The 25201-nt window shown below is 70.4% G+C and carries 20 protein-coding genes; 16 read left to right on the top strand and 4 right to left on the bottom strand.

What is annotated here, in order from left to right; translation table 11 throughout:
- Window positions 1-20 precede the first annotated feature (20 nt).
- Genes NFT33_RS18290 through NFT33_RS18255 form a run of 8 tightly spaced genes read left to right on the top strand, consistent with a single transcriptional unit; the run spans window position 21 to window position 9373 of the window.
- The gene (locus NFT33_RS18290) at window positions 21-1259 is read left to right on the top strand and encodes an ABC transporter substrate-binding protein (protein ID WP_251677488.1); all 1239 of its coding nucleotides are present in this window, start codon (window positions 21-23) and stop codon (window positions 1257-1259) included.
- A 27-nt stretch (window positions 1260-1286) separates the two neighbouring features.
- Entirely contained in the window at window positions 1287-2201 is a 915-nt protein-coding gene (locus NFT33_RS18285; RefSeq protein WP_251677486.1) for a carbohydrate ABC transporter permease, read from the top strand.
- Window positions 2201-3052 carry a carbohydrate ABC transporter permease gene (locus NFT33_RS18280; protein ID WP_251677484.1) on the top strand — a complete coding sequence of 284 codons (852 nt, stop codon included), beginning with the start codon at window positions 2201-2203 and terminating at the stop codon, window positions 3050-3052. Before NFT33_RS18285 ends, NFT33_RS18280 begins: the two co-directional genes overlap by 1 nt.
- 17 nt (window positions 3053-3069) lie before the next feature.
- Window positions 3070-5229: an alpha-galactosidase gene (locus NFT33_RS18275; protein WP_251677482.1), complete on the top strand. Its 2160-nt coding sequence runs from the start codon at window positions 3070-3072 to the stop codon at window positions 5227-5229.
- Entirely contained in the window at window positions 5222-6298 is a 1077-nt protein-coding gene (locus tag NFT33_RS18270) for a UDP-glucose--hexose-1-phosphate uridylyltransferase (protein ID WP_251677480.1), read from the top strand. The genes NFT33_RS18275 and NFT33_RS18270 overlap by 8 nt, the downstream gene beginning before the upstream one ends.
- Window positions 6295-7485, top strand: coding sequence for a galactokinase (galK, locus tag NFT33_RS18265; protein ID WP_251677478.1), 1191 nt, complete (start codon window positions 6295-6297; stop codon window positions 7483-7485). Before NFT33_RS18270 ends, galK begins: the two co-directional genes overlap by 4 nt.
- The gene (locus NFT33_RS18260) at window positions 7482-8477 is read left to right on the top strand and encodes a galactose-1-epimerase (protein ID WP_251677476.1); all 996 of its coding nucleotides are present in this window, start codon (window positions 7482-7484) and stop codon (window positions 8475-8477) included. The genes galK and NFT33_RS18260 overlap by 4 nt, the downstream gene beginning before the upstream one ends.
- Window positions 8478-8509: 32 nt before the next feature.
- Window positions 8510-9373: a metallophosphoesterase gene (locus NFT33_RS18255; RefSeq protein WP_220785433.1), complete on the top strand. Its 864-nt coding sequence runs from the start codon at window positions 8510-8512 to the stop codon at window positions 9371-9373.
- Here the strand turns inward: NFT33_RS18255 and NFT33_RS18250 are convergent.
- From NFT33_RS18250 to dusA, 4 genes are all read right to left on the bottom strand, one after another.
- The gene (locus NFT33_RS18250) at window positions 9297-12833 is read right to left on the bottom strand and encodes an ATP-binding protein (RefSeq protein ID WP_251677474.1); all 3537 of its coding nucleotides are present in this window, start codon (window positions 12831-12833) and stop codon (window positions 9297-9299) included. The genes NFT33_RS18255 and NFT33_RS18250 overlap by 77 nt on opposite strands.
- Window positions 12834-12840: 7 nt before the next feature.
- Window positions 12841-14139 (bottom strand): DNA repair exonuclease, encoded by a 1299-nt coding sequence (locus NFT33_RS18245; protein ID WP_251677472.1) that lies wholly within the window; start codon window positions 14137-14139, stop codon window positions 12841-12843.
- A 50-nt stretch (window positions 14140-14189) separates the two neighbouring features.
- The gene (locus NFT33_RS18240; RefSeq protein ID WP_149503326.1) at window positions 14190-14552 is read right to left on the bottom strand and encodes an H-NS histone family protein; all 363 of its coding nucleotides are present in this window, start codon (window positions 14550-14552) and stop codon (window positions 14190-14192) included.
- A 171-nt stretch (window positions 14553-14723) separates the two neighbouring features.
- Entirely contained in the window at window positions 14724-15749 is a 1026-nt protein-coding gene (gene dusA / locus NFT33_RS18235) for a tRNA dihydrouridine(20/20a) synthase DusA (protein WP_149503325.1), read from the bottom strand.
- 262 nt (window positions 15750-16011) lie between these two features.
- Between dusA and NFT33_RS18230 the strand changes: the two genes are divergently transcribed.
- From NFT33_RS18230 to NFT33_RS18195, 8 genes are all read left to right on the top strand, one after another.
- Window positions 16012-16701, top strand: a complete 690-nt coding sequence (locus NFT33_RS18230; RefSeq protein WP_251677470.1) for a heavy metal response regulator transcription factor — start codon at window positions 16012-16014, stop codon at window positions 16699-16701.
- A complete protein-coding gene (locus NFT33_RS18225; RefSeq protein ID WP_251677468.1) occupies window positions 16698-18014 on the top strand; it encodes a heavy metal sensor histidine kinase in 1317 nt (438 codons plus the stop codon). Before NFT33_RS18230 ends, NFT33_RS18225 begins: the two co-directional genes overlap by 4 nt.
- A gap of 115 nt (window positions 18015-18129) precedes the next feature.
- Window positions 18130-18474 (top strand): CzcE family metal-binding protein, encoded by a 345-nt coding sequence (locus tag NFT33_RS18220; protein ID WP_251677465.1) that lies wholly within the window; start codon window positions 18130-18132, stop codon window positions 18472-18474.
- A 228-nt stretch (window positions 18475-18702) separates the two neighbouring features.
- The gene (locus NFT33_RS18215; RefSeq protein WP_251677463.1) at window positions 18703-19929 is read left to right on the top strand and encodes a TolC family protein; all 1227 of its coding nucleotides are present in this window, start codon (window positions 18703-18705) and stop codon (window positions 19927-19929) included.
- 43 nt (window positions 19930-19972) lie between these two features.
- The gene (locus NFT33_RS18210; RefSeq protein WP_251677461.1) at window positions 19973-20527 is read left to right on the top strand and encodes a hypothetical protein; all 555 of its coding nucleotides are present in this window, start codon (window positions 19973-19975) and stop codon (window positions 20525-20527) included.
- Window positions 20524-21636, top strand: coding sequence for an efflux RND transporter periplasmic adaptor subunit (locus tag NFT33_RS18205; RefSeq protein WP_251677459.1), 1113 nt, complete (start codon window positions 20524-20526; stop codon window positions 21634-21636). The genes NFT33_RS18210 and NFT33_RS18205 overlap by 4 nt, the downstream gene beginning before the upstream one ends.
- An 11-nt stretch (window positions 21637-21647) precedes the next feature.
- The gene (locus NFT33_RS18200) at window positions 21648-24767 is read left to right on the top strand and encodes an efflux RND transporter permease subunit (protein WP_251677457.1); all 3120 of its coding nucleotides are present in this window, start codon (window positions 21648-21650) and stop codon (window positions 24765-24767) included.
- Window positions 24768-24803: 36 nt separating this feature from the next.
- Complete coding sequence (locus NFT33_RS18195; RefSeq protein WP_251677455.1) at window positions 24804-25193, top strand: hypothetical protein; 390 nt, start codon at window positions 24804-24806, stop codon at window positions 25191-25193.
- Window positions 25194-25201 lie beyond the last annotated feature (8 nt).

The following is a 25201-nucleotide window of genomic DNA, read 5'->3' as shown; positions in this document are numbered from 1 at the left end:
ACTCCCCAGGAGACAGACAGATGAACAAGAACCTCACCACGCTCGCCGCCCGCTTCAGCGTGCTGGCGCTGGCCGCCGCGGCCTGCGCCGCCCAGGCCGGCACCCTCGTCATCAACACCGATGCCTCCAACCCGGCCCCGAAGGCGGCGTGGGAAGCGATGGCCAAGGGCTTCATGGCCGCCAACCCGGATGTGACCGTCAAGATCAACACCTTCGACCACGAAGGCTTCAAGACCTCGATCCGCAACTTCCTGACTGCCGAGGCACCGGACATCGTGACCTGGTACGCCGGCAACCGCATGGCCCCGTTTGTCAACGCCGGCCTGTTCGAGGATGTCTCCGACGTCTGGGCCAAGGAAGGCCTGAACGACAAGCTGAAGTCCGCCGCCGCGTCGATGACCCAGAAGGGCAAGCAGTGGGGCATCCCCTACACCTACTACCAGTGGGGCATCTACTACCGCAAGGACATCTTCGCGAAGAACAACATCGCCGTGCCCAAGGACTGGAAGGAGCTGATCGCCGCCAGCGCCAAGCTCAAGGCCGCCGGGGTCACGCCGTTTGCCATCGGCACCAAGGCGCTGTGGCCGACCGGCGCCTGGTTCGACTACCTGAACATGCGCGTCAACGGCTACGAGTTCCACATGGACCTCACCGCCGGCAAGGTGCCCTACACCGACAAGCGCGTGCAGGAAGTCTTCGACCGCTGGGACGACCTGACCAAGCCGGGCTACTTCCTGGCCAACCACGCCTCCTACGACTGGCAGGACGCGCTGCCCGCCTTCGTCAAGGGCGAGGCTGCGATGTACCTGATGGGCAACTTCGCCGTCGACCCGATGAAGAAGGGCGGCCTGACCGAAGCGCAGATCGGCTTCATGCAGTTCCCGAAGATCAACAACGTCCCGATGGCCGAGGACGCGCCGACCGACACCATCCACATCCCCGCCAAGGCGAAGAACAAGGTCGACGCCAGGCGCTTCCTGGCCTATGCCGCCAGCGCCAAGGTGCAGACCGAGGTGAACGCCATCCTCGGCCAGCTCCCGGTGAACAAGGACGCCACGCGGCCAAGCGACGTCTACCTGAAGGACGGCTTCGCGATGCTGTCGAACGCCTACGCGCTGGGCCAGTTCTATGACCGTGACGCGCCCGCCGAGATGGCCAAGGCCGGCATGGAAGGCTTCCAGCGCTACATGGTCAAGCCGGAAACGCGCAAGGAAGTGCTGGAGCGCCTGGAGCAGGTCCGCCAGCGCGTCTACAAGTAAGTCAACCCCGCAGCCCGCCCAGTCCCCATGACCTCCCGAACCTCACCGCCGCAGTTCTCCTGGTGGACCCGCCACCAGCGCCAGCTCGCCCCGTGGCTCTTCCTGACGCCTGCGCTGCTGATGTTCGGGATCTACGTGATCGCGCCGATCTTCGAGTCGATCGCGATCAGCTTCTACGACTGGGACGGGCTGGGCGAGGCGACCTACATCGGGGTCGCCAACTATGTCGAGCTCTACAACGACCCCGACTTCCGCACCGCGCTGAAGAACAACCTGATCTGGCTGGTGCTGTTCCTGCTGGCGGTGCCGATCGGCCTGGGGCTGGCGCTGCTGCTGAACCAGACCGTGACGGGCATCCGCTTCGTCAAGTCGGCCTTCTTCTTTCCGTTCGTGATCTCGCAGGTCGTCATCGGCCTGGTGTTCACCTGGTTCTACAACCCGGCCAACGGACTGTTCACGCAGATCCTCGCTGCGCTGGGCATGCCGGGTGTGGCCGTGCTGTCGGATGAGCGCCTGGTCACCTACGGCATCATCGCCGCGGGCCTGTACCCGCAGATCGCCTACTGCATGATCCTGTACCTCACGGGCCTGAACAACGTGCGCCCCGACCTGATCGAGGCGGCGCGGCTCGAAGGCGCCAAGGGCTGGTCGATGCTGTGGCACGTCGTGCTGCCGCAGCTGCGCCCCGCCACCTTCATCGCCGCCGTCGTCACCATCATCGGCTCGCTGCGCAGCTTCGACATGGTGTCGATCATGACCTCCGGCGGTCCCTACGGCTCCTCGCGCGTGCTGGCGTACTACATGTACGAGCAGGCGCTGAGCGAATACGGCTACCGCATGGGCTACGGCACTGCCATCGCCACCGTGCTGTTCTTGATCATGCTGGTCTACATCACCCTCGTGCTCTGGCGCATCTACCAGCAAGAGAAGGAACTGGCCTGATGTTTCCCACCCCGCTCCACAAGACCTCGCCCGTCACGCAGGCGCTCTACAAGGTCGGTCTTCCCGTGGCCCTGCTGGTCTGGCTGCTGCCGATCATCGCGGTCGCCCTCACCTCCATCCGCGGCCAGGGCGACATCGCCAACGGCAACTACTGGGGCTGGCCGACCGAGTGGCAGATCGTCGAGAACTACACCGCCATCTTCCGCAACACGCCGATCGCGCGCTACATCGTCAACAGCCTGATGGTGGCGATCCCGACCGTGATCGGCGCGGTGGCGCTGAGCTGCCTGGCCGGCTTTGCGCTGGGCACCTACCGCTTCAAGGCGAACCTGGCGGTGTTCTTCCTGTTCGTCGGCGGCAACTTCATCCCGTTGCAGATCCTGATGGTGCCGGTGCGCGACCTGAGCCTGCGCCTGGGGCTGTACGACTCGGTAGGCGGACTGGTGCTGTTCCACATCGCCTTCCAGACGGGCTTCTGCACCTTCTTCATGCGCAACTTCATCCGTGACCTGCCGCATGAGCTGATCGAGGCGGCGCGCATCGAGGGCGCGAGCGAGTGGCAGATCTTCTGGAAGGTCGTGCTGCCGCTGGTGCGCCCGGCGCTGGCGGCGCTGTCGGTGCTGGTCTTCACCTTCATCTGGAACGACTACTTCTGGTCCACCGTGCTGATCCAGGGCGACCACGCGATGCCGGTCACGGGCGGACTGAACTCGCTCAACGGCATCTGGGTGGCGCAGTGGCACCTGGTGTCGGCGGGCTCGATCGTCGCCGCGCTGCCGCCGGTGCTGATCTTCTTCCTGATGCAGAAGCAGTTCATCGCCGGCCTGACGCTCGGCGCGACGAAGGGCTGAGGCCGGAGCGCTGAACCGTGACGAAGCTGTCCGCTGAATTCCTCACCCTGCACGGCCGACGCAGCAGCCTCGTGCTGGAACTGGCGCCGGGCGAGGCGCCGCTGTGGCGCCACTGGGGCGCGCGCCTGCCCGACGGAATCGACCCGGGCGCTGCGCTGCGCGACACCCGCGCGCTGCCCTCCTTCGCGCTCGACCAGGACCTGCCGCTCACGGTGGCGCCGGTCTTCGGCACCGGCTGGTTCGGCCAGAGCGCGCTGCTGGCGCACCGCGAGGGCCGCGACTTCGCGCAGGGCTGGACCGGCTGCACGGTCGAGTGGACCGCGCCGGGGCGCGCGCTGACGCTGCACCTGACCGACGCGGTGGCGCGGCTGCGCCTGGACCTGTCGATCGCGCTGGACGCCGACAGCGACGTGCTGGTGCTGCGCTCGACGCTGCACAACGACGGCGACACCGCGCTCGACCTGCAGTGGCTGGCTGCCGGCACGCTGCCGCTGCCCGGCCGCTGCGACGCGGTGCGCTCCTTCGCCGGCCAGCATGTGCACGAGTTCCTGCCGCAGACCGACCCGCTGACCCGCAGCCTGTGGCGCAAGGAGAGCCGGCGCGGGCGCACCAGCCACGACTGCTTTCCCGGCGCGGTGGTCACCACGCCGGGCGCGACCGCGCAGACCGGACGGGTCTTCGGCGCGCACCTGGCCTGGTCGGGCAACCACCAGCAGACGATCGAATGGCTGCATGACGGCCAGTACCAGTGGCAGTTCGGCGAATGGCTGGCGCCGGGCGAGGGCCGGCTGGCGCCGGGCGCCTCGCTGACGACGCCGGAGCTGGTGGCGAGCTGCTCCGATGAGGGCCTTGACGGCCTGGCGACCAACTTCCATGCCGAGCTGCGGCGCCGCCTGGACTGGCCGGGCGGCGCGATGCGCCCGCGCCCGGTGCACCTCAACACCTGGGAGGGCGTCTACTTCGACGTGCATCCGGGCCCGGTGAAGGAGATGGCCACCGCGGCCGCCGCGCTGGGCATCGAGCGCTTCGTGCTCGACGACGGCTGGTTCCACGGCCGCCACCATGACCGCGCCGCGCTCGGCGACTGGTGGCCCGATGCGCACAAGTTCCCCGACGGCCTGAGCGGGCTGATCGCGCACGTCAACGCGCTGGGCATGGAGTTCGGCCTGTGGGTCGAGCCGGAAATGGTCAGCCCGGACAGCGAGCTGTTCCGCGCCCATCCCGACTGGGCGCTGCAGATCGCCGGACGGCCGCTGCTGACCGCGCGCAACCAGCTGGTGCTCGACATCGCGCGCCCCGAGGCGAGCGACTATCTGTTCGAGAAGATCGCCGCGCTCCTGGCCGCGCACCCGATCCGCTACCTGAAATGGGACCTGAACCGCGACCTGGCGCCGGCCGGCCTGGGTGACGGACGCGCCGGCTACCGCGCGCAGGTGCTGGCGGCCTACGCGCTGATGGCGCGGCTGCGCGCGGCCTTCCCCGAGGTGGAGATCGAGAGCTGCTCGGGCGGCGGCGGACGCATCGACTTCGGCGTGCTGCGCCATGCACACCGTGTGTGGACCAGCGACTGCATCGATGCGCTCTCGCGGGTCGAGATGCAGCGCGGCTTCCTGCAGTTCTTCCCGCCGGAGATCATGGGCGCGCATGTCGGCACGGCGCCGGCGCACACCACCGGACGCACGCAGGCGATGGCCTTCCGCGCGGCGGTGGCGCTCGCCGGCCACTTCGGGGTCGAGCTGGACCCGCGGCAGCTCTCGACCGAGGACGCCGACGAGCTGCGCGGCTGGATCGCGCTGCACAAGCGGCTGCGCGACCGGCTGCACCACGGCCGGGTCTGGCGCGGCGAGGCCGGCGACGGCCTGCACTGGCAGTTCCATGCCGACGCGGACACCGCCGACGGCGTGCTGATCGTGCTGCGAACCCGCCCGAGCGACCACCGCCAGCCGCCGGCGCTGCGCCTGCCGATGCTGGACGTGGCCGCCCGCTACCGGGTGCGCGAGCTGCGCCCTGCAGGCTCGCCCCGACGCGAGGGCCGCCACCACACCGCGCCCTTCTTCGATGCGCAGGACAGCGCCGAGGGCGTGACCCTGGCCGGCGCCTGGCTGGCCGAGGTCGGCCTGCCGATGCTGCGCGCCCCGGCCGAGACCGCCTTCATCGCGAGGATCGAGCGTGTCTGAACCGACGAACCTGTTCCCGACCCGCTTCGATCCGGCCGAGCACAGCCACCGCCGCCGCAATCCGCTGACCGGCCAGTGGGTGCTGGTCTCGCCGCACCGGGCGAAGCGCCCGTGGCAGGGCCGCCAGGAAGCGGCCGACGACACGGTGCCGCCTGCGCATGATCCGCACTGCTATCTGTGCGCGGGCAACACCCGGGTCAGCGGCGACATCAATCCGCCCTACACCGGCACCTTCGTCTTCACCAACGACCACGCGGCGCTGATGCCCGAGGTGCCGGCCGCAGCGCCGCAGACCCGCCTCGACCCGCTGTTCCAGGCCGAGGCCGCACGCGGCACCAGCCGTGTCATCTGCTTCTCGCCCGACCACGCGCGCACGCTGCCGGAGCTGCCGCTGCCGGCGATCCGCGGCGTGATCGACACCTGGGCGGCGCAGAGCGAGGAACTCGGCGCGCGCTATCCGTGGGTGCAGGTCTTCGAGAACAAGGGCGCGATCATGGGCTGCTCGCAGCCGCATCCGCACGGCCAGATCTGGGCCTGCGACCACCTGCCCAACGAGGCCGCCACCGAGGATCGCCACCAGAGCGACTACCTCGCCGCCCACGGCCGGCCGCTGCTGCTGGACTGTGCCGAGCGCGAGGCCGCCGCCGGCGAGCGGGTGGTGGTGCAGACCGCGCACTGGCTGGCGGTGGTGCCGTGGTGGGCGACCTGGCCCTTCGAGACGCTGCTGCTGCCGCGCTTCGCGGTGCAGCGCCTGCCCCAGCTCACGCCCGCGCAGCGCGACGACCTGGCCGAGGCGCTGCGCCGGCTCACCAGCCGCTACGACAACCTGTTCGGCTGCAGCTTTCCCTACTCGATGGGCTGGCACGGCGCGCCCTTCGACGGCACCGACGGCCGGCACTGGCAGCTGCACGCGCATTTCTATCCCCCGCTGCTGCGCTCGGCCACGGTGCGCAAGTTCATGGTCGGCTTCGAGATGCTGGCCGAGGCGCAGCGCGATCTCACCCCGGAGCTGGCCGCCGCGCAGCTGCGCGCGGTCAGCGACGTCCACTACCGATGCACACCCCCATGAGCGCTCTCCGCGATCCCCTGGCGCGCCGCTGCGACGACGCGATGCACCAGGCCTTCGGCCAGTGGCCGGACTTCCATGTCCAGGCCCCCGGTCGTGTCAACCTGATCGGCGAGCACACCGACTACAACGACGGCTTCGTGCTGCCCTGCGCGATCGACTACCGCACCGTCATCGCGGTGCGGCGGCGCCCGGACCGGCGGCTGCGGGTCGTCGCCGCCGACCTGCACGGCGAGACCGACGAGATCGACCTCGACGGCGACATCGCGCACCACCCCACGCAGCAGTGGAGCGACTATGTGCGCGGCACGGTGCGCACGCTTCGCGAGCACCTCGCGACGCACGGCCTGCAGCTGGCGGGCGCGGATCTGGCGATCGCCGGCAATGTGCCGCAGGGCGCCGGCCTGTCGTCCTCGGCGGCGCTGGAGGTGGCGGTCGGCCAGGTCTGGCGCCAGCTCGGCGGCCTGGACGATGCGCTGCTGTCGGCGGTCGACCTGGCGGTGCTGGCGCAGCGCGCCGAGAACCGCTTCGTCGGCGTCAACTGCGGGATCATGGACCAGATGATCTCCGCCTGCGGCCAGGCCGGCCACGCGCTGCTGATCGACTGCCGCCATCTGGCGCAGCGCCGTGCGGTGCCGATGCCCGCGGGCGTGGCGGTGATGATCGTGCACTCCCGGGTGCGCCGCGGCCTGGTCGACAGCGAGTACAACACCCGGCGCCAGCAGTGCGAGGCCGCGGCCGCGCACTACCGCGTGCCGGCGCTGCGCGATGTCGACGAGACGCGGCTGCGGCAGGACGCCGCCGGGCTCGATCCGCTCGTCTTCCGCCGCGCCCGCCACATCGTCACCGAGAACGCGCGCACGCTGGCCGCGGCCCAGGCGCTGCAGGCCGGCGACCTGAAGCGCCTGGGCGAGCTGATGGCCGCCTCGCACGTCTCGATGCGCGACGACTTCGAGATCACCCACCCGGCCATCGACCGCCTGGTCGAGATCGCCCAGGGCGCGATCGGACCGCAGGGCGGCGCCCGCATGACCGGCGGCGGCTTCGGCGGCTGCATCGTCGCGGTGCTGCCCGACGCGCAGGTGGACGCGGTTCGCGCCGCGATCGAGGCCGGCTACCGCTCGCCCGAGGGCGAGCCGCCGGCGATCTGGATCAGCCATGCCGCCGACGGCAGCGGCGTCCTGCCATGAAGCCGCCCCTGCTGTGCCTGCACGGCCCCGACGGCCTGGAGATCGCGCTGAGCCCGCGGGGCGCGTCCTGGCTGTCGTGCCGGGTGCCGGTCGACGGCGAGGCGCAGCCGCGCGAGGTGCTCGCCGGCGGCACGGACCCCGAGGATGCTCAGCGCCTGGCCTGCTACGCCGGCGCCACCGTCGGGCGCTGGGCCAACCGCATCGCCGGTGCGGTGCTGCGCCGCGACGGCCGCACCTGGCCGCTGGTGCCGCACCCCGCCGGCTCCGTCCACCAGCTTCACGGCGGCCCGGACGGCTGGAGCCACCGCCTCTGGCGCGTCGAGGCGCAGACCGCCGACCAGGCCGTCTTCGCGCTGCATTCGCCCGACGGCGACCAGGGATTTCCCGGCGCGGTCGAGGTGCGGGTGCGCTACCGCCTGCATCCGGGGCGGCGGCTGCGCATCGACTTCGAGGCCTGCGCCGACGCGCCCACGCCGCTGGCGATGACGAACCACGCCTACTTCAACCTCGATGGCGTCGGCACCCCCGGCGACGCGCGTGCGCAGCGCCTGCGCCTGCATGCCGACGCCTGGATGCCGGTGGATGCCGCGCTGATCCCGACCGGCCCGCCGGTGGCGCTGGACGGCGAGATCCGCGCCGACGACCCGATGGATCTGCGCCGGCTCCGCGCTGCCGACGCCCGGCCTTTCGCGACCCATCCGGCCCTGGCGGCGGCCGGCGGCTACGACCACGGCTGGCGGCTGGCCGCCGGCCACGCGCAGGAGGCCGCGCGGCTGGTGTCGGCCGACGGCCGGCTGGCGATGAGCATCGCCACCTCGATGCCGGCGCTGCAGTTCTACGACGGCCGCGCGCTGGCGCCGCCCTGCGCCGGCCTGGCGCTCGAGCCCGGCTGGCTGCCCGACAGCCTGGGCCGCGACGACACCGGCCAGCCCGATGCCTGGCTGCGTCCGGGCGTGCCGCGTCACGACTGGATCGAGTACCGCTTCGGCTGACAGGCTTGCAGGCCGGCCGCTAGACTGGCCGGATGCGCCTGCAGATCCTCTCCGACCTTCATCTCGAGACCCAGCCGGACTGGACGGCTGCGCCGGCACCGGACGCCGACCTGCTGGTGCTGGCCGGCGACATCGGCTCCTACCAGCGCGGCTCGCGCCTGCAGGGCGACGATTTCGGCCTGGGCCGCTTCGCGCCGCGCCCCGGCTGGTCGCGGGTGCTGTTCGTGCCGGGCAACCACGAGTACGACGGCCTGGACCATGACGCCACCGGCCCGCGGCTGCAGGCGCTGTGCGCGCGGCTGGGCATCGAGTGGCTGGACCGGCGCATCCGGGTGATCGACGGCGTGCGCTTCATCGGCACGACGCTGTGGAGCGACTTCGCCGCGCTCGGCCATCTGGACAAGGCGCTGCGCGCCGCCGACTGGTACCTCAGCCGCAACACCACGCTGCGCGAGGGCCGGCTGGTGATGGCCGCCGAGCTGCGCGGGATGGCGCTGGACTGCCAGCGCTGGCTGCGCGCCGCACTGTGCGAGCCGCATGACGGCCCGACGGTGGTGGTCAGCCATTTCGCGCCGACGCTCGACAGCGCCGACCCGCGCTACGGCATGGTTCCGGGCACCGCGGGCTTCTGCAACACGCTCGACGAGCTGCTGCCGCTGGCCGACCTGTGGATCCACGGCCACCTGCACTGCCCGGTCGACGTGACGCGCGCGGGCTGCCGCATCGTCTGCAACGCGCTGGGCTATGTGCACAAGGGCGAGCAGGACGGCCACCGGCCCGGCTGGTGCGTCGAGGTGCCCCGGCCTTCGGCCGAGGCGCTCACAGCGCGACGGCGTGCAGCCGCGTCGCTCCGAGCGTCCGGCGTGCGGGTTCCAGCAGATGGAGGTGGTGGGTGAAGACGATGATCTGCCCGCCATCGCCCTCGCAGGCCTCGGCCAGCGCCTGAAGCACCCGCAGCGCCCGGCCGTCGTCCGAGGTCATCAGCACATCGTCGAGCACCATCGGCAGCAGCAGGCCGCGCGCGCGCTGCTGCGCCAGCGCCGCCAGCCGCAGCGCCAGGTGGAGCTGGTCGCGCGTGCCCTCGCTCATCGCCTCGACGCCGATGGCGCGGCCGCCGCGCCGGCGTGCCTGCAGCACCGCAGGCCCGCCGGCGTCGTCGCCGGCCTCGGTCTCGAGCCGCTCGAACTCGCCGCCAGTCATCGCCGCGAACAGCGTGGAGGCGGCACCGAGCATCGGCCCCTGGCTGCGCTCGCGAAAGCGCTGCATCGACTGCGCCAGCAGCGCATGCGCCAGCCGCGCGCGCATCCAGTGCGGCAGCTCGGCGCGCACCGTGGCGGCGGCCTGCTCCAGCCCTTCGCGCGCCTGCACCGCGCGGTCGTCGCCGTCGATCGCGTCGAGCGCACGCCGCGCCAGCTCGTCGGCCGCTCGCGCCTGCTCGAGCGCCTCGTCGGCCTCGGCCAGCCGGCGCTCGAGCCGGAGCACCGCCTGGGCAGGATCGTCGGTCCCGCTCCCGGCACCGGTCTCGTGCGCCGGCGAGGCGCCGGCCAGACGGGCGCGCAGGCCGGCCTCGTCGTCGCGCGAGGCCTCGGCCAGCATCGCGCCGGTGCGCGCCAGGCGCAGCACGGCCTCGCGCTGCTGCTGCCACTGGGCCTCGCGCTGCGGCAGCAGCTCGGGCGAGGCCACGCCGGCGCGCTCGCACAGCCGCCCCAGCTGCGCCTGCACCGCAGCCAGCGCCGCACTGTCGGCGGCCAGGCGCTCGTCGGCCTGCTGGCGCTGCTGCTGCAGCCGGGCGCGCTCGCCCTCGACCGCACGCGCCTCGCCCAGCCGGGCCGCGAGCCGGTCGATCCAGCCGCGCAGCGCCTCGCCGGCCGGCGCCGGCTCGGCCAGCGCCGCAGCCAGCACGGCGGCGCGCTCCTGCAGATCGGTCTCGACCAGCCGCGCCTGCGCCAGGCGCTGGCGCTGCAGTTCACGCTGCTCGGCCAGCGTGCGCAGCCGCTCGCCCGCCTGGCGGCGCGCATTCGCGAGCGCCAGCGCCTGCAGCGCGTCCTCGGGCAGCACCACGCCACGGCCGTCCTCGTCGAGCAGGGCCTGCAGCGCCGCATGCGCCTGGCGCTCGGCGGCACGGCGCTGGGCGGTCTGGCGCGCCAGCCGCTCCAGGCGCTGCTGCGCCGCCTGATGCGCGCTGCGCTGCGCCTCCAGCGCGGTCTGCCGCTCGCGCAGTTCCTGCAGCCGCGCACGCGCCTGGCCCAGCAGCGCGGCCGCATCGTCCGGTGCGACGCCGGCCGGCATCGGGCCCAGCGCCTCACGCAGCTCGGCCGCGGCGGCCTGCACCCGGCGGTCGAGCGCCTGCAGCGCCTCGTCGACCGACTGCAGCGCCTGCACCGCCTCGAGGTGGCGCGCCTGGTGCTGCTGCCATTCGCGCAGCGCCTGCGGCGCCAGCCGCGGCAGGCCGGCCTCGGCCAGCGTCTCGTCCCAGATGCGGTTCTGGCGCTCGAGATCGCGCTGCAGCGCCTGCCGCTGCATGTCCAGCACCGCCCGGTCCTCGTCCAGTTCGGCCAGCGAGCGCTGCAGCGCCTGCAGCCGGGCCGCACGCTCGCCGTCGCGGCTGCGGCCGTCCGCCAGGCGGTCGGCATGGTCGAGCAGCTGCGCGAACAGCGCCCGGTCCTCGGTCGAAGGCGCCGCCGGGCCGTCGGTCAGCCTCCGCCACAGCGCGTCGCGCACCCGGCGCGCCTCGGCAATGTCGTCATCGGTCGGCACTGCGCCGGCGGCCAGCAGCTGGGCGCGCTCGGCCGCACGACCGCGCCGCGCCTCGTCGATCTGGTCGATGCGCTGTGCCAGCGCGGCCAGGCGGGTGACCGCGGCCTCGCGCTCGCGCAGCGCCTGGTCGATGTCGGCCTCCAGGCGCGGACATGCGGTCAGCGCCCGGCTCGCCATCGCCGCGCCGCCGAGCTGCAGCGCGGTGCGCTGCAGCATCTCGTGACGCTCGGCACGCTGGCGCTCCAGCGCCTCGCGACCAGCCAGAAGCGCCACCTCCGGCGCCAGCCGGTCGCAGCGCTGCTGCAGCGCCTGCACCTGCGCGGCCAGCGCGGCCGGCGGCTCGGTCAGATCGGCCGGCCGCGCCTCGCCCCCCGGCTCGGCCGCCAGATCATCAAGATGCTGGGCCAGGGCGCGCGTCTGCTCCTGCAGCTGCGCGGTGGCGGCTTCCATGCGCGCCTGCCAGGCCGCGTCGGGGCGCCGCGCCAGCAGCGCCGGCGCACCTGCATTTGCACCCGCGCCCGGCTCGAGCGCCTGCGCGGCCGCCTCGAGCTGCCGATCCAGCGCCTGCCCTTGCTGCTCGAGCTCGCGGCACTGCAGCCGCGCCGCCTCCAGGCCGTCGGCGGCGGCGACCAGGCGGTCGATGCCGGCGGCCTGCTCGAGCCAGCGCGGCGTGCCCGCCGGCAGCGCCTGCAGCTGCTCGTCGAGCCGGGCACGCAGCGCCTGCTGCGCGGCGCGGGCGGTCTGCAGCTCATGCTCGCGGGTCTGCAGCGCGATGCGCTGGCGCGGCAGATCCTCGTCGGGCGGCGGCAGCAGCGACAGCGCGGCCAGCTCGGCGCGGGTGTCGTCGAGCGTGCGCAGCAGCGGCGCCACCGCGATGCGCTCGCGCAGGTCACGCAGCGCCAGATCAGCCGCGGCGCGGTTCTCGCGGGCACGCTCCAGCGCAGCCTGCGTCTCGTCGGCACGCTGGCGCAGCGCGGCCCATTCGGCCGGGCGCAGCTGCGCGGCACGCAGCGCCTCATGCTGCTCGCGGTGGCGGCGCAGCGCGATGTTGACGCTGCCGGTGCTGCCGCGCGGCACCAGGCGCGAGCGCGCCTGCTGGTCGAGGCGGTCCAGCACCGTGCGCAGGCTGTGCACGCCGGCGCTGGCCTCGAACAGCGCCGCACCGATCTCGCCCTGCCCGGCCAGCAGCTGCTCGCCGCCGGCACGCAGGCGCTGGTGATCGAGCGCGAACATCAGATCGTGGTCGGCGCGCTTCAGGCCGCCGGTGAGCTGCAGCTCCAGGTCGGCCGAGGCCGGCAGACTGCCGCCGGCGGGCGCCACGACGGACAGCGTCGGCTCGCGGCCCTTGCGCCGCAGCAGCTGCAGCTCGCGCCCCTCGCGGTCGAGCACCACCGCGCCGAGCGCCATGCGTGCATGCTCGTGCACGAAGTTGTCGGTGCTGCGATGCTCGATGCCGAAACGCAGCGCCGTCAGCGCCCGCAGCATCGAGGACTTGCCGGCCTCGTTCGGACCGGCCAGCAGCGTCAGGCCGGGGCCGAAGTCGATCCAGCGGTCGGTGAACGGCCCGAAGGCCTGCAGATGCAGTCGGCGCAGTCTCACCGCCGCCTCATGTCGTCAGATCGCGGCCCAACTGCGCCAGCACCATCGCCTCGGCATCGAGCAGCAGCGCGCGCCAGCTCGCCTCGTCAAGGCGCTCCGGGCGCAGATCGGCCAGTTCGGCGGGAAGATTCGCGCCGGCCCCGAGCGCCGCCTCGGCCCAGGTGCGCAGCGCCTGCGGATCGGCCAGCAGCCGGTCGACCTCGCGCAGCACCTCGCCGAGCGCATCGTCGCGCGCAGCCAGCGCGCCCCGGTCCAGCGGCGAGGCCAGCTCGACGCGGACCTGCTCGATCCACAGCCGCCCGGCCTGCTGCAGCGCCTGGGCGCGCACGGCGGCCTCCAGCAGGCCCGGCTGTGCGGCCTCGGCGCCGTGCAGCCGGCTTCTGCCGCGCAGCACCACACGCACGCAGTGCAGGCGCGAGGCCGCGCCCGCGTCGACACCGACCCCGCGCCCCGGCCCGGCCTCGCCGGCCAGCAAGGCCTCGAAGGCCGGATCGATGCGCTGCGCCAGCGCTTCCAGATCGTCGATGCCGCCCAGGTCCAGCTCGAGCCGGTGCCAGCGCAGCACATCGAGCACCACCGGCTCATGGCGCACGATGCGCCCGTGCTCGATCTCGACCAGCTCGCAGCCTTTCGGGCCGGTCTCGCGGGCATGCCGGCCCTGGAGATTGCCGGGATACACGATGCAAGGCGAGGATTCCCGGACCACCTGACGCTGATGGATATGTCCCAAGGCCCAGTAGTCGTAACCGGTTGCAATCAGGCGGGCTTCGGTGGTCGGCGCATACGGATCATGGTCCGGATTGCCGGTCAGGCTGGTGTGCAGCAGCCCGATATTGAATCGCCCGGGCACGGGCGGCGGATATCCGGGCAGCAGATCCTCGGTCACCGCAGGCTTCGAGAAGCTGCGGCCATGGACCGCCACCCCCGAATCCGGCAGATCGACGGTGCCGCCGCGCCGGGATTCGAAGACATGCACATGCGCCATCGGCGGCAATTGCCGGGTGATGCGACTTTCCGCATCATGATTTCCCCGGACGATGAACACCCGGATATCCCGGCTGGCCAGCCGGTTCATCTGCTGGTGAAAAAACAGCCCGGTGCGGAAATCATCCCAGTCGCCGTCATAGAGATCGCCGGCGATCAGCAGCGCCTGGACCTCGCGCTCGATCGCCAGATCGACCAGGGCGATCAGCGCACGCCGGGTGGCCGAGCGCAGCGGTTCGACCGGCGCGCCTTCATGTCGGTCCAGCCCGCGCAGCGGACTGTCGAGATGCAGATCCGCTGCATGAAGAAAACGCCAGCGCATCGATGCACCTGATCAGCAGGCCGTGGCAGGCGACGTCATGTCGCTCGCGCTCACTCGGCGGCGGGCGCCTCGACCAGGAATTCCTCGAGCGAGCGGCCGGCTTCCAGCGCGCTGGTCAGCCAGCGCGGCTTCAGGCCACGGCCGGTCCAGGTCGAGCCGGTCTCGGCATCGCGGTACTTGATCGCGACCTTGGACGGCTCGCGGGTCTTGCCCTCGGCGGCGGCTCGGCTGCCCCGGCCGGCCGGGGTTTCCAGATCGGACACCGTCAGACCATGCTGGGCCATCATGGCCTTGATCTCGGCGATCACGCCGGCGCGCTGCGAGGAGCGGAATTCCTCGATGGAGCGGGCAATTTCTTCCTGCTGCTTGCGCAGTTCTTCCTGCTTGGCGCGCAGGTCCTGGAGAGTCGTCATGGCAGAGGCATTCCAAGGCGTTCGAGCACATGCTCGGCGCGGAGTATGCCCGAATTGCCCGCAGGTACGGAAATATTTCAGGCTTGAATTCCCGGGCACCGCACCCGGGATTCCCTGGAGTCGCGTGAAATGTCGCGGCTTTCCTTCCTCTGTTCCTGGCGATGCGCCGGGTCAATTCGATGCCGAACCCGCCTGACGGGCCAGATCATGAAATCGGCGGGCCAGTTCGGAGGGGCGAGCCTCGCGGTGGCGGTGATCGGACCAGAACTGGCGCCAGATCCGGGCACCACGCTGGCCATTCCACAGCCCGAGCGCATGGCGCATCGCGGTCGGCCAGGGTCGGCCACCCGCCTGGACGCCGTCCAGATATTCGATCCAGGCCGATTCGACCGCCTCGCGCGAGGCCGCCGGCCCCGGCTCGCCGAAGAATCGCGCATCCCAGCCGGCCATCTGCCAGGGCTCGTGATAGGCCTGCCGGCCGACCATCACCCCGTCGACATGGGCCAGATGCTGCGCGATCTCGTCGTCGTCGCGGATGCCGCCGTTGATGACGATGGTCAGTGCGGGAAAGTCGCGCTTGAGCTGCCAGACCCATTCATGGCGCAGCGGCGGAATCTCGCGGTTCTCCTTCGGACTCAGGCCTTTCAGCCAGGCATTGCGCGCGTGCACGATGAAGACCTCGCAGCCGGCCTCGGCGATCTGCCCCACGAAGTCGCGCACGAAATCGTAGGACTCGATGCGGTCGATGCCGATGCGGTGCTTGACCGTGATCGGCAGATCGACCGCATCGCGCATCGCGCGCACGCCGTCGGCCACCGTGGCCGGCTCGGCCATCAGGCAGGCGCCGAAGGCGCCGCGCTGCACCCGCTCGCTCGGGCAGCCGCAGTTCAGGTTGACCTCGTCATAGCCCCATGTCGCCGCCAGCCGCGCGCAGGCGGCCAGGTCGGCCGGCTCGCTGCCGCCGAGCTGCAGCGCCACCGGATGCTCGATCTCGCCGAAGTCGAGATGGCGCGACTGGTCGCCGTGCAGCAGCGCGCCGGTGGTGACCATCTCGGTGTAGAGCCGGGTGCGGCGGGTCAGCAGGCGGTGGAAATGGCGGCAGTGACGGTCGGTCCAGTCCAGCATCGGCGCGACGGACAGGCGCCAGGGGGACAGCGGAGCGGCGGCAGGCGCTGCGGCAAGAATCGGTTCGGACATCGGCAGGGGCCCGGTGGGCCGGGAAGACGGGGCCGGAAAGACGAGCCCGGCGGGAGCGCGATTCTGACCGATCCTTGCCCAGCCTGAACTTCGCCGTTCACGCTAAATGGGCAGCGCGTCCAGCCGATCCTTGCCGTCTGTACACTGCGGACCGCTTGGTGGCGCATTCAACGCGGCCATCCAGGCGGCCCCAAGCACCGGACACAACATCGACCCTGCCCGACTGGACACCACTCGCGCGCATCCTGAACAAGAAGAATGCATGAAGCTGCTGATCGTAGAGGATGAGGCCAAGCTTGCGGGCTATCTGCGCAAGGGGCTGGTTGAAGAAGGCCATGTCGTCGAGGTGGCCAGCAACGGCATCGACGGACTGCACCTGGCCCTGGAAGGCCGCCACGACCTGATCGTGCTGGACTCGATGCTTCCCGGCATCGACGGCTTAAGCCTGCTCGCAGCGCTGCGCCCGAGCAAGCAGACCCCGGTCATCATGCTGACAGCGCGTCACCGCGTCGAAGATCGGGTTCAAGGCCTGAAGGCGGGTGCGGATGACTACCTGGTCAAGCCGTTTGCGTTTTCCGAGCTGGTGGCCCGCATCGAGGTGCTGCTCCGACGCACGGCCCGCAGCACGCCTGTGCAAGGCAGTGCCCTGACCCTGTCGCTCGGTGAGCTGCATGTGGACATGGCGCGGCGCCGGGCAACACGCGCCGGCCAGCGCCTCGAACTCTCTGCCAAGGAATTCCAGCTGCTCACGCTGCTCATCCGTCGCCAAGGCGAAGTGCTCTCCAGAACCGAAATTGCCGAGCAGGTGTGGGATGTCAACTTCGACCACGGCACGAACGTGATCGACGTCGCTGTTCGACGCCTGCGTGGCAAGCTGGACAAGCCCTTCGATCACCCCCTGCTGCATACCGTGCGTGGCATGGGCTACGTGCTGGAAGATCGAAAAGCATGAGCCGGCAGCACGCGGGGGCACTGGGTCATCGACTGGCCCGCTGGCTTGCGCTTCTGGCCCTGGCCGGCCTGGCGCTGACCTGCCTGGGGGTCTACTCCGCCACGGCACTGAGCTTCGTGGATCGTCAGGTGGATACGCTGCGCAAGAAGGAACTGCAGGTTCGCCACCTGATCGACGAGGCCGCCACGCTGGAACACGCTGTCCTGCTCCACAAGCTCGACGATGCGATGATCGGCCGGCAGGACCTGACGTTGGTGCTGGTCGATGCCCAGGGTCAAACGCTCTACGCAGGAACACCAGCCACCACGGATCACCCGACCCATGTCTCGCGGTTCGCGGTCCACACCGCCACCGGCCCTGTACAGGCCACATTGGCCCTGTACGCACGCGACGACGAGCGGGTGCTGTCACGCTTGGCACACACCTTGATTGCGGCAGCGATGGCTGGATCGATCGTGATCGCTGCGGGTGGGTTTGCGCTGGTGCAGTTCGGTCTGCGCCCTGTACGAGAACTGGCCGTGCAGATTCAAGTCCTGGCAGCGGACACGCTGCACCACCGCCTGGACGGCTCGGCACAGCCAAAGGAGCTGGCTCCGCTCGTGGCTCATGTGAACGATCTGCTGGCGCGGCTGCACCGGGCCTATGCGCAGCTCGAGGCGTTCAACGCCGATGTGGCGCATGAGCTGTTCACACCGCTGACCACACTGATCGGAGGCACCGAAGTCGCGCTGCGCAAGACACGTGATGCCGAATCGCTGCGCGAAGTCCTCGGTGGCCAGCTCGAGGACTTGCAGCGCATGGCGCTGATCATCCAGGACATGCTCTTCCTTTCCCAGGCGGACCGGGGCGCAACGGCACGTCGCGAGCCGGTGCCCAGCCTGGCCAAGGTCGTGGGTACGGTGGTCGATCTGCATGACGCGGCGCTGGACGAAGCCGGCCTGCGCTGGGAAATCAAAGGGGATGCCTGTGGCGAGATCGACGTTCGCCTGCTGCAGCGTGCGCTGTCGAACCTGATCGGCAACGCCACGCGACATGCCGAAGCGGGCAGCTGCGTGAGCATCCGGATCGATGTCTGCGACCACGGGGTGGCGATCAAGGTGGTGAACCGAGGCGAGACCATCCCCGGTGAACATCTGCCCGCTCTGTTCAACCGGTTCTACCGGGTTGATCCGGCACGCGCCGGTGGTGAACACAACCACGGCCTGGGCTTGGCCATCGTGGCCGCGATTGCCCGCATGCACGGCGGAACGGTCCTGGCCGAGTCGAGCCAGGGGATCACGGCCATCGGGCTGATCCTGCCCGGGTCAAGATGACAGAACTGTCATCGACCGGTTCCTGAACTGTTCTACGTCGAACCTTAGATTCCTCTTCCATGTCGTCAGGCATTCAGCGCCACCCGGCTGCAGCCTGCGCCACAAAGAGGATCTCATGCACGCATCATCCCGCCTTGTTCGCACCGCCCTTCTGATCGTGGCGACAGTTCCCGCCGTCGGCTTCGCCGCCGGCGACACCTTCCGCAACGGCCAGTCCCTCCACGGTCAGCCGGCCACCGCATCAAGCACCACACGTGTCGTCGATCTGACTCAGACGACCCGGCCGAACATCGCCTACGGCGAGACGGTCGTTTTCCGCAACGCCACGGGCCAGCAATTCGCGTGGACGTTCAGCGGCCTGGATCGGCGTGGTGTCGATCTGGCGAAGATCGCCCCCGCAGGCTTCGCCACGCAGGACACCATCGCCGACGTGGGGCGCAACCCCGCCAATCGCCGCTGAGCCCGCGTCATCCCTCCAGACGCCCGCAGCGAGCACACCTCGCCTGATCGGCGAGGCGGGTTCAAGCGAGGCGGATCAAGCTTCCAGCGCAATCCCGTCCGGGTCGGTGCGACCGCCTAGCCGCTGCTCGCCGGTCTGTCGCGTCCCCTTGAACACTGACTGGAACCTCGGATGCCTCCGACAGCACGAACAACGACCCCTGTGCGGCACACCCTGCTGGCGGCCAGCTTGGCCGCCATTCTGTGCGCCGCCTCCCCTGGCGCCTCGGCCCAAGCACCCGCTGAGGCGGCCCCGGCGGCCCTCACCACGCCGAGCCTCAAAGACCTGTTCGAGGCCGCCTGGTCGCGCCAGCCCGAGGCGCAGGCGCTGCAGAGGCGGCACGACGCCATGCGGGCGCAGCGCCGCGCAGCCGAGGCCTGGACGCCAGACCCTCCCGCGTTCGAAGCCAGCCACGAGACCGATCGCCTCACCCGCAACGGCGGTGCCCGAGCGCTGGAGATCGGAATGACCGTTCCCTTGTGGCTGCCGGGCGAACGTGCTGCCAGTGCAGCGCTGGCCGATGCGGAAGCGGCGGCCTTGCAGAGCCGTGTCGACGCCGCACGCATGCGGCTGGCCGCCAGCCTGCGCGAGGCCTGGTGGAACTGGCTGAGCACCGGCGTGGACGCCGAAACCGCCCGAGGCCAGTTGGACAGCGCACGCCGCATCGCGGCCGATGTCGCGCGCCGCACCCGGGCCGGTGACCTCGCTCGTGCCGATCAGCACCAGGCCGACGGCGCCGTGGCCAGCGCTGAAGCCGCTGCGGCGCAAGCGGAGACCGCCCTCAGCGTGGCCCTTCAGCAGATCAAGGCGCTGTCCGGGACGACGCCGAATGTACGGCCTGCGGTCGACGCCGCCACCGAACGGGAGCCCATGACGGCACAGGCCACCGCGCACCCGGCGCTGGCGGAGTGGCAGGACCGATTCACCGTGGCGGAGCGGGCAGTGGCCTTGGCCCGCACCCAGTCCCGGGCCAATCCTGAGTTGACGCTGACGACCACACGCGATCGGGGTGCGGCAGGCGAGCGCTATGGACAGACCGTGACGCTGGCGGTGCGCATCCCTTTCGGTGGAGGCCCTCGCCACGACAGCCGTGTCGCGAGCGCGCAAGCCGACGCCCTCGAAGCACAAGCCCAGCTGGAACTCGACCGCCTTCGTCTGCAATCAGAGAGCACTGCGGCACAGGCACGGGTCGATGCGGCGCGACTGCAGCGGGCGGCGGCCGAGCGCCGCGCCGCACTGGGCCGAGAGACACGCGGCTTCTTCGAGAAGTCGTTCCGCCTCGGCGAGACCGACCTGCCGACGCGGCTGCGCATCGAGGCGGAAGCCACCGAGGCCGAACGCCAGGCCGCCCGCAGCCACATCGAACTGGCCGCCGCAATCTCCGCCTGGCGGCAGGTTCTGGGCCTGCTGCCGTAATGAACTCCTTGCCGAGCACCTCATCCCTTCATCCCTCCTCTATATGAGACGCACTTTCTTCACCGCCACGCTGATGGCCGCGGTGGCCCTCGGGGGGTCGCCCGCCGTTCACGCGGGCGAGGGCCATGACCACGGCGAGGCAGCACCCGTGGCTCACGGCCCGGCGCTGCCGCGCTTCACGGCCGCCTCCGAAACCTTCGAACTGGTCGGCATCGTCGACGGCAAGCGGATCACGCTGTATCTGGATCGCACCACCGACAACAGCCCGGTCGACGATGCCGTGATCGAGCTGGACATCGGCGACACCCAGCTCCAGGCCTCCCAGCATGAAGACCTCTACGAGGTGACGCTCCCGGCCGCGCCCCAGGCGGGCGTGCTGCCGATCACCGCCAGCGTGACCGCCGGCAACGAGGTCGACCTGCTCGTCGGTGAGCTCGACATTCACGAAGAGGCCCATGCCGCGCCCACCGTGCCAGCCCGTGGCGCGAAGGCCTACGCCGGCTGGGCCGCCGCTGCGGTGGCCGCGCTGATCGCGCTGGCCTTCATCGGCCGCCGTCTGCTCGCCCGTCGTCAAACCCGTGTCGGAGCCGCTGCATGAAGCCGAGCTGCCCCCTCATTGCCGCGGCCCTCGTGCTGTCTTTCGGCCTGGCCGGACCCGTGCGGGCAGGCGAAGGCCACGACCATGGCGACGCGCCCGCCGCCGCCCGCACCAACGGCCCGCAGCGCCTGCCCGATGGCAGCGTCTTTCTGCCCAAGCCCGCGCAACGCCAGCTCGGTGTGCGCACCCAGGTCGCCGAGGCTGGCGAACAGCCCCGCTCGTTCGAGCTGAACGGCAAGGTCGTGATGGATCCGAACGCCGGAGGCCTGGTGCAGGCGCTGAATGCCGGCCGCCTCGAGCCCGGCCCGCGCGGCCTGCCTGAACCCGGCCAGACCGTGCGCAAAGGCGAGGTGCTGGCCTATGTCGTGCCCTCGGCCGCGCCGATCGAGCGCTCGAACCAGGCCGCGCAACTGGCCGAGCTGCGGGCCGCCAAGACGCTCGCCGACAAGCGTGTCGCGCGACTGAAGGAACTGGCGGACACCGTGCCGCGCAAGGACATCGAGGCCGCCGAGAGCGAGGCCCAGAGCCTGGGCGAGCGCATCACCGCCGTGGGCACCGGGCTGGCATCGCGCGAAACCCTCGTCGCCCCCGTCTCTGGCGTGGTGGCATCCGCCAACGCGGTGGCTGGCCAGGTCGTCGATGCACGCGAGCGGGTCTTCGAGATCGTCGATCCGACACGGCTGCGCATCGAGGCCCTCACGTTCGACACCGCGCTGGCCCGCGGCATCAGCAGCGCCAGCCTGACCGTCGGCAACGAACGTGTGCCACTGACCTTCATAGGCGCCGCCCGCAGTCTGCGCGAGCAGGCCCAGCCCCTGGCTTTCCGTGCAGAGGGCCAGGCCCTGGCTGCACTGGCGGTAGGTCAGCCGGTTCGTGTCTTCGTGCACGGCAATGCCCCGGTGAAAGGCATCGCGGTGCCGGTGAGCTCGCTGATGAGGAATCCGGCCAACCAGGCCATCGTCTGGGTGAAGACCTCGCCGGAGCACTTCGCGCCCCGCGCCGTGACGGTCGAACCGCTGGACGGCGTGAACGTCACCGTCACCTCGGGCCTGAAGCCGAGTGAGCGGGTGGCCACGCAAGGCGCCACGCTGATCAACCAGATCCGCTGACAGGAGCCGCAATGTTCAAGTGGCTCCTCGACAACAGCCTGACCAACCGGCTGCTGGTGATCATCACCAGCGTCGTGCTAATGGCCTATGGCGCCTTCACCCTGTCGCAAACACCGGTCGACGTGTTCCCTGACCTCAACAAGCCGACCGTCACGATCATGACCGAGGCCGGCGGCATGGCCGCCGAGGAGGTCGAACAGCTCATCACCTTCCCGCTCGAGACGACGATGAACGGGCTGCCCGGCGTCGAGTCGGTGCGCTCCACTTCGTCGGCCGGCCTGTCCTTTCTCTATGTCACCTTCGACTGGAGCACCGACATCTTCCGCGCCCGCCAGCTCGTCGCCGAGCGGCTGGCCTCGATGGAGGAAGTCCTGGCCGAAGGCGTCGTGCCGCGCATGGGCCCGATCAGCTCGATCATGGGCGAGATCATGCAGATCGCCATTCCGGTCGATCCGCAGAAGATCAGCCCGATGGCCGTGCGCGAGTACGCCGACTGGGTGCTGCGCCCCCGGCTGCTTTCGGTGCCCGGCGTGGCCCAGGTCATCCCGATCGGGGGTGAGGTGCGCCAGTTCCAGGTGCAGCCCGACACGGTGCGCATGGCCGAACTGGGCATATCGCACGATCAGCTCGAGGCCGCGCTCCGGGGCTTCTCGGCCAACACCTCCGGCGGCTTCCTCGAACTGAACGGCCGCGAGTACCTGATTCGCCATCTGGGCCGCACATCGCGTCTGGAGGACCTCAAGAATCTCGTGGTCGCCACGAACCAGGGGCAGGTGATTCTGCTGCGGCAGATGGCCGAGGTGACCTTCGCTGCGGCCGTCAAGCGGGGCGACGCCGGCTTCGAAGGCCAGCCCGCCGTCATCCTGGGCATCCAGAAACAGCCGACCGCCGACACGATCGCGCTGACCCGGACCCTCGAGGAGGCGCTGACAGACCTGAAGGCCTCGCTGCCCGCCGGCATGGAGGCGCCGCGTGTCACCTTCCGCCAGGCCAACTTCATCGAGGCCTCGATCGCCACGCTCCAGGGCAAGCTGATCGGCGCGTCAGTCTTCGTCGCGGTGGTCCTGTTCTTCTTCCTCGGCACGCTGCGGCCGACCGTGATCGCACTGACGGCCATTCCCGTCTCGATCTTCGTCACCGCGCTGGTGTTCCGGCACTTCGGCCTGTCGATCAACACCATGACGCTGGGCGGCCTGGCCATCGCCATCGGCGGCCTGGTGGACGACGCGGTGGTGGACGTGGAGAACATCCTGCGCCGACTGAAGGAGGACCGCGCCCGGCATCCGAACAAGCGCCTGAATCCGCTGCAGCTGGTGGCCAAGGCTTCGATGGAGGTACGCTCGGGCATCCTGTACGCGACCGTGATCATCGTGCTGGTGTTCCTGCCGCTCTTTGCGCTGCCGGGCATCGAAGGCCGGTTGTTCGTGCCGCTGGGCGTGGCCTTCATCGCCTCGACCTTGGCCTCGCTGCTGGTGTCGGTGACGGTGACGCCGGTGCTGAGCTACTACCTGCTGCCGCACATGAAGAACCTCGATCACGGCGACACCCAGGTGCTGGCGTGGCTCAAGGCACGCTATCGCAACGGACTGCAGGCGGTGCTGGATCGGCCCCGCACCGCCATCGCCACCGCAGGTGTCGCGGTGGTGGCTGCTGCCGCCGCCGTGCCCTTTTTCCCGACGACCTTCCTACCGCCGTTCAACGAAGGCACGCTGCTGGTCGGCCTGCGACTGAACCCGGGCGTGACCTTGCCCGAGAGTTCGGCGGTGGCGCGGCAGGCCGAAACGCTGGTGAGCCAGGTGCCCGAGGTCACACATGTGGGCCGGCGCAGCGGTCGGGCCGAACTCGATGAACACGCGGAGGGTGTGCACGTCAGCGAGCTGGACGTCGGCATCGTGCCCGCCGAGCGGCTGACACGATCGATGGACGAGGTTCGCGCCGACATCCGTGCACGTCTGGCCAACCTCCCTGCCGCCATCGAGGTCGGGCAGCCCATCTCGCACCGCATCGACCACATGCTCTCGGGCGTGCGCTCGCAGGTCGCGATCAAGATCTACGGCGAAGACATGGATACCCTGCGTGGCCAGGCCGATGCGCTACGACAACGATTGGCCGCCATCCCCGGCATCGCCGACCTGCAGATCGAGAAGCAGGTGCTGGCGCCGCAGATCAAGGTGCGGGTCGACTATGCCGCGGCGGCGCAGTACGGCGTATCGGCGCCGCAGGTGCTGGCCACGCTGCAAAGCCTGGTCGAGGGCGAGAAGATCACGCAGATCGTCGAGGGGGGACGGCGCTTTGCACTGGTGCTCAAGCTGCCTGACTCGGCACGCTCGCTCGACGGCCTGAGCCAGATCCTGATCGAGACCCCCAGCGGCCGCATCCCGCTATCCAAGGTGGCCTCGATCGAGGACGGCGATGGCCCCAACCAGATCAGCCGCGACGACGGCAAGCGGCGCATCGTGCTGTCAGCCAACGCCTCCGGGCGCGCGCTGTCGGAGATCGTCACCGACATCCGGCGCGTCACCGCCGAGACCCGGCTGCCCGAAGGCATGTTCATCACGCTGGGGGGCCAGTTCCAGGCCCAGGAGGAGGCCTCGCGCCTGATCGGCGTGCTGTCCGTCGTCTCGCTGACGCTGATGTTCGTTGTGCTGTACAGCCGCTACCAGAGCGCCACGCTGTCGGCGCTCATCATGGTGAACATTCCTCTGGCGCTGGTCGGTGCGGTGATCGGGCTGTGGCTCTCGGGTCAGCCGCTGTCGGTGGCGGCCATGGTCGGCTTCATCACGCTGGCGGGCATCTCGGTTCGCAACGGCATCCTGAAGGTCAGCCACTACATCAACCTGATGCGCTTCGAGGGCGAGAACTTCGACCATCCGATGATCGTGCGCGGCTCGCTGGAACGCCTGAGCCCGGTGCTGATGACAGCGCTTGTCACGGCCTTCGCGCTGGCGCCGCTGCTGTTCGAGGCCGAACGGCCGGGCACCGAAGTGCTGCATCCGGTGGCGGTGGTCATCTTCTCCGGCCTGATCAGCTCGACGCTGCTCGACACCTTCCTCACGCCCGCGATGTTCTGGCTCTTCGGCCGCAAGGATGCCGAGCGGCTGATGGACGACCAGGACGCCGAGGCGCTCTGAACCCGATCGCTTCCCTCATTCACTGAAAGGATACCCATGAAGAAGCTGCACATGCTCATCACCTCCAACCTCCTGGCGGTTGCCGGCGTCGTCCACGCCGCAGGCGAAAAGCACGACCATGCCCACGAACACAAGCCGATGCACGGCGGTGTCGTGGTCGAGGTCAAGGACATGGACTACGAACTGGTCGCCAAGGCCACCGTTCTCCAGCTGCATCTGCGCGACCACGGCAAGCCTGCCGACCTGTCCAAGGCCAGCGCCAAGGTCACGCTGCTGTCCGGCGGCGAGAAGCAAGAAGCCGAACTCAAGCCCGTCGGTGACAGGCTGGAAGCCTCCGGCACCTTCAAAGTCGGCCCCGGCACCAAGGCCGTGGCGGTGGTGATGATCAGTGGCAAACCAGCCACGGCACGGTTCACCCTGAAATGAGCGGGCGA

Origin of the sequence: Sphaerotilus sp. FB-3 (assembly GCF_023706025.1) — a bacterium.
In the GTDB taxonomy this organism is placed as follows: domain Bacteria; phylum Pseudomonadota; class Gammaproteobacteria; order Burkholderiales; family Burkholderiaceae_C; genus Sphaerotilus; species Sphaerotilus sulfidivorans.
This window is presented reverse-complemented; position numbering and strand designations above follow the sequence as displayed.

Bases quoted from the DNA above. Each gene is read 5' to 3' on its own strand.
- NFT33_RS18290 (WP_251677488.1), top strand. From the start codon at position 21: ATGAACAAGAACCTCACCACGCTCGCCGCCCGCTTCAGCGTGCTGGCG.
- NFT33_RS18285 (WP_251677486.1), top strand. From the start codon at position 1,287: ATGACCTCCCGAACCTCACCGCCGCAGTTCTCCTGGTGGACCCGCCAC.
- NFT33_RS18280 (WP_251677484.1), top strand. From the start codon at position 2,201: ATGTTTCCCACCCCGCTCCACAAGACCTCGCCCGTCACGCAGGCGCTC.
- galK (WP_251677478.1), top strand. From the start codon at position 6,295: ATGAGCGCTCTCCGCGATCCCCTGGCGCGCCGCTGCGACGACGCGATG.
- NFT33_RS18260 (WP_251677476.1), top strand. From the start codon at position 7,482: ATGAAGCCGCCCCTGCTGTGCCTGCACGGCCCCGACGGCCTGGAGATC.
- NFT33_RS18255 (WP_220785433.1), top strand. From the start codon at position 8,510: ATGCGCCTGCAGATCCTCTCCGACCTTCATCTCGAGACCCAGCCGGAC.
- NFT33_RS18245 (WP_251677472.1), bottom strand. From the start codon at position 14,139: ATGCGCTGGCGTTTTCTTCATGCAGCGGATCTGCATCTCGACAGTCCG.
- NFT33_RS18240 (WP_149503326.1), bottom strand. From the start codon at position 14,552: ATGACGACTCTCCAGGACCTGCGCGCCAAGCAGGAAGAACTGCGCAAG.
- dusA (WP_149503325.1), bottom strand. From the start codon at position 15,749: ATGTCCGAACCGATTCTTGCCGCAGCGCCTGCCGCCGCTCCGCTGTCC.
- NFT33_RS18230 (WP_251677470.1), top strand. From the start codon at position 16,012: ATGAAGCTGCTGATCGTAGAGGATGAGGCCAAGCTTGCGGGCTATCTG.
- NFT33_RS18225 (WP_251677468.1), top strand. From the start codon at position 16,698: ATGAGCCGGCAGCACGCGGGGGCACTGGGTCATCGACTGGCCCGCTGG.
- NFT33_RS18220 (WP_251677465.1), top strand. From the start codon at position 18,130: ATGCACGCATCATCCCGCCTTGTTCGCACCGCCCTTCTGATCGTGGCG.
- NFT33_RS18210 (WP_251677461.1), top strand. From the start codon at position 19,973: ATGAGACGCACTTTCTTCACCGCCACGCTGATGGCCGCGGTGGCCCTC.
- NFT33_RS18205 (WP_251677459.1), top strand. From the start codon at position 20,524: ATGAAGCCGAGCTGCCCCCTCATTGCCGCGGCCCTCGTGCTGTCTTTC.
- NFT33_RS18200 (WP_251677457.1), top strand. From the start codon at position 21,648: ATGTTCAAGTGGCTCCTCGACAACAGCCTGACCAACCGGCTGCTGGTG.
- NFT33_RS18195 (WP_251677455.1), top strand. From the start codon at position 24,804: ATGAAGAAGCTGCACATGCTCATCACCTCCAACCTCCTGGCGGTTGCC.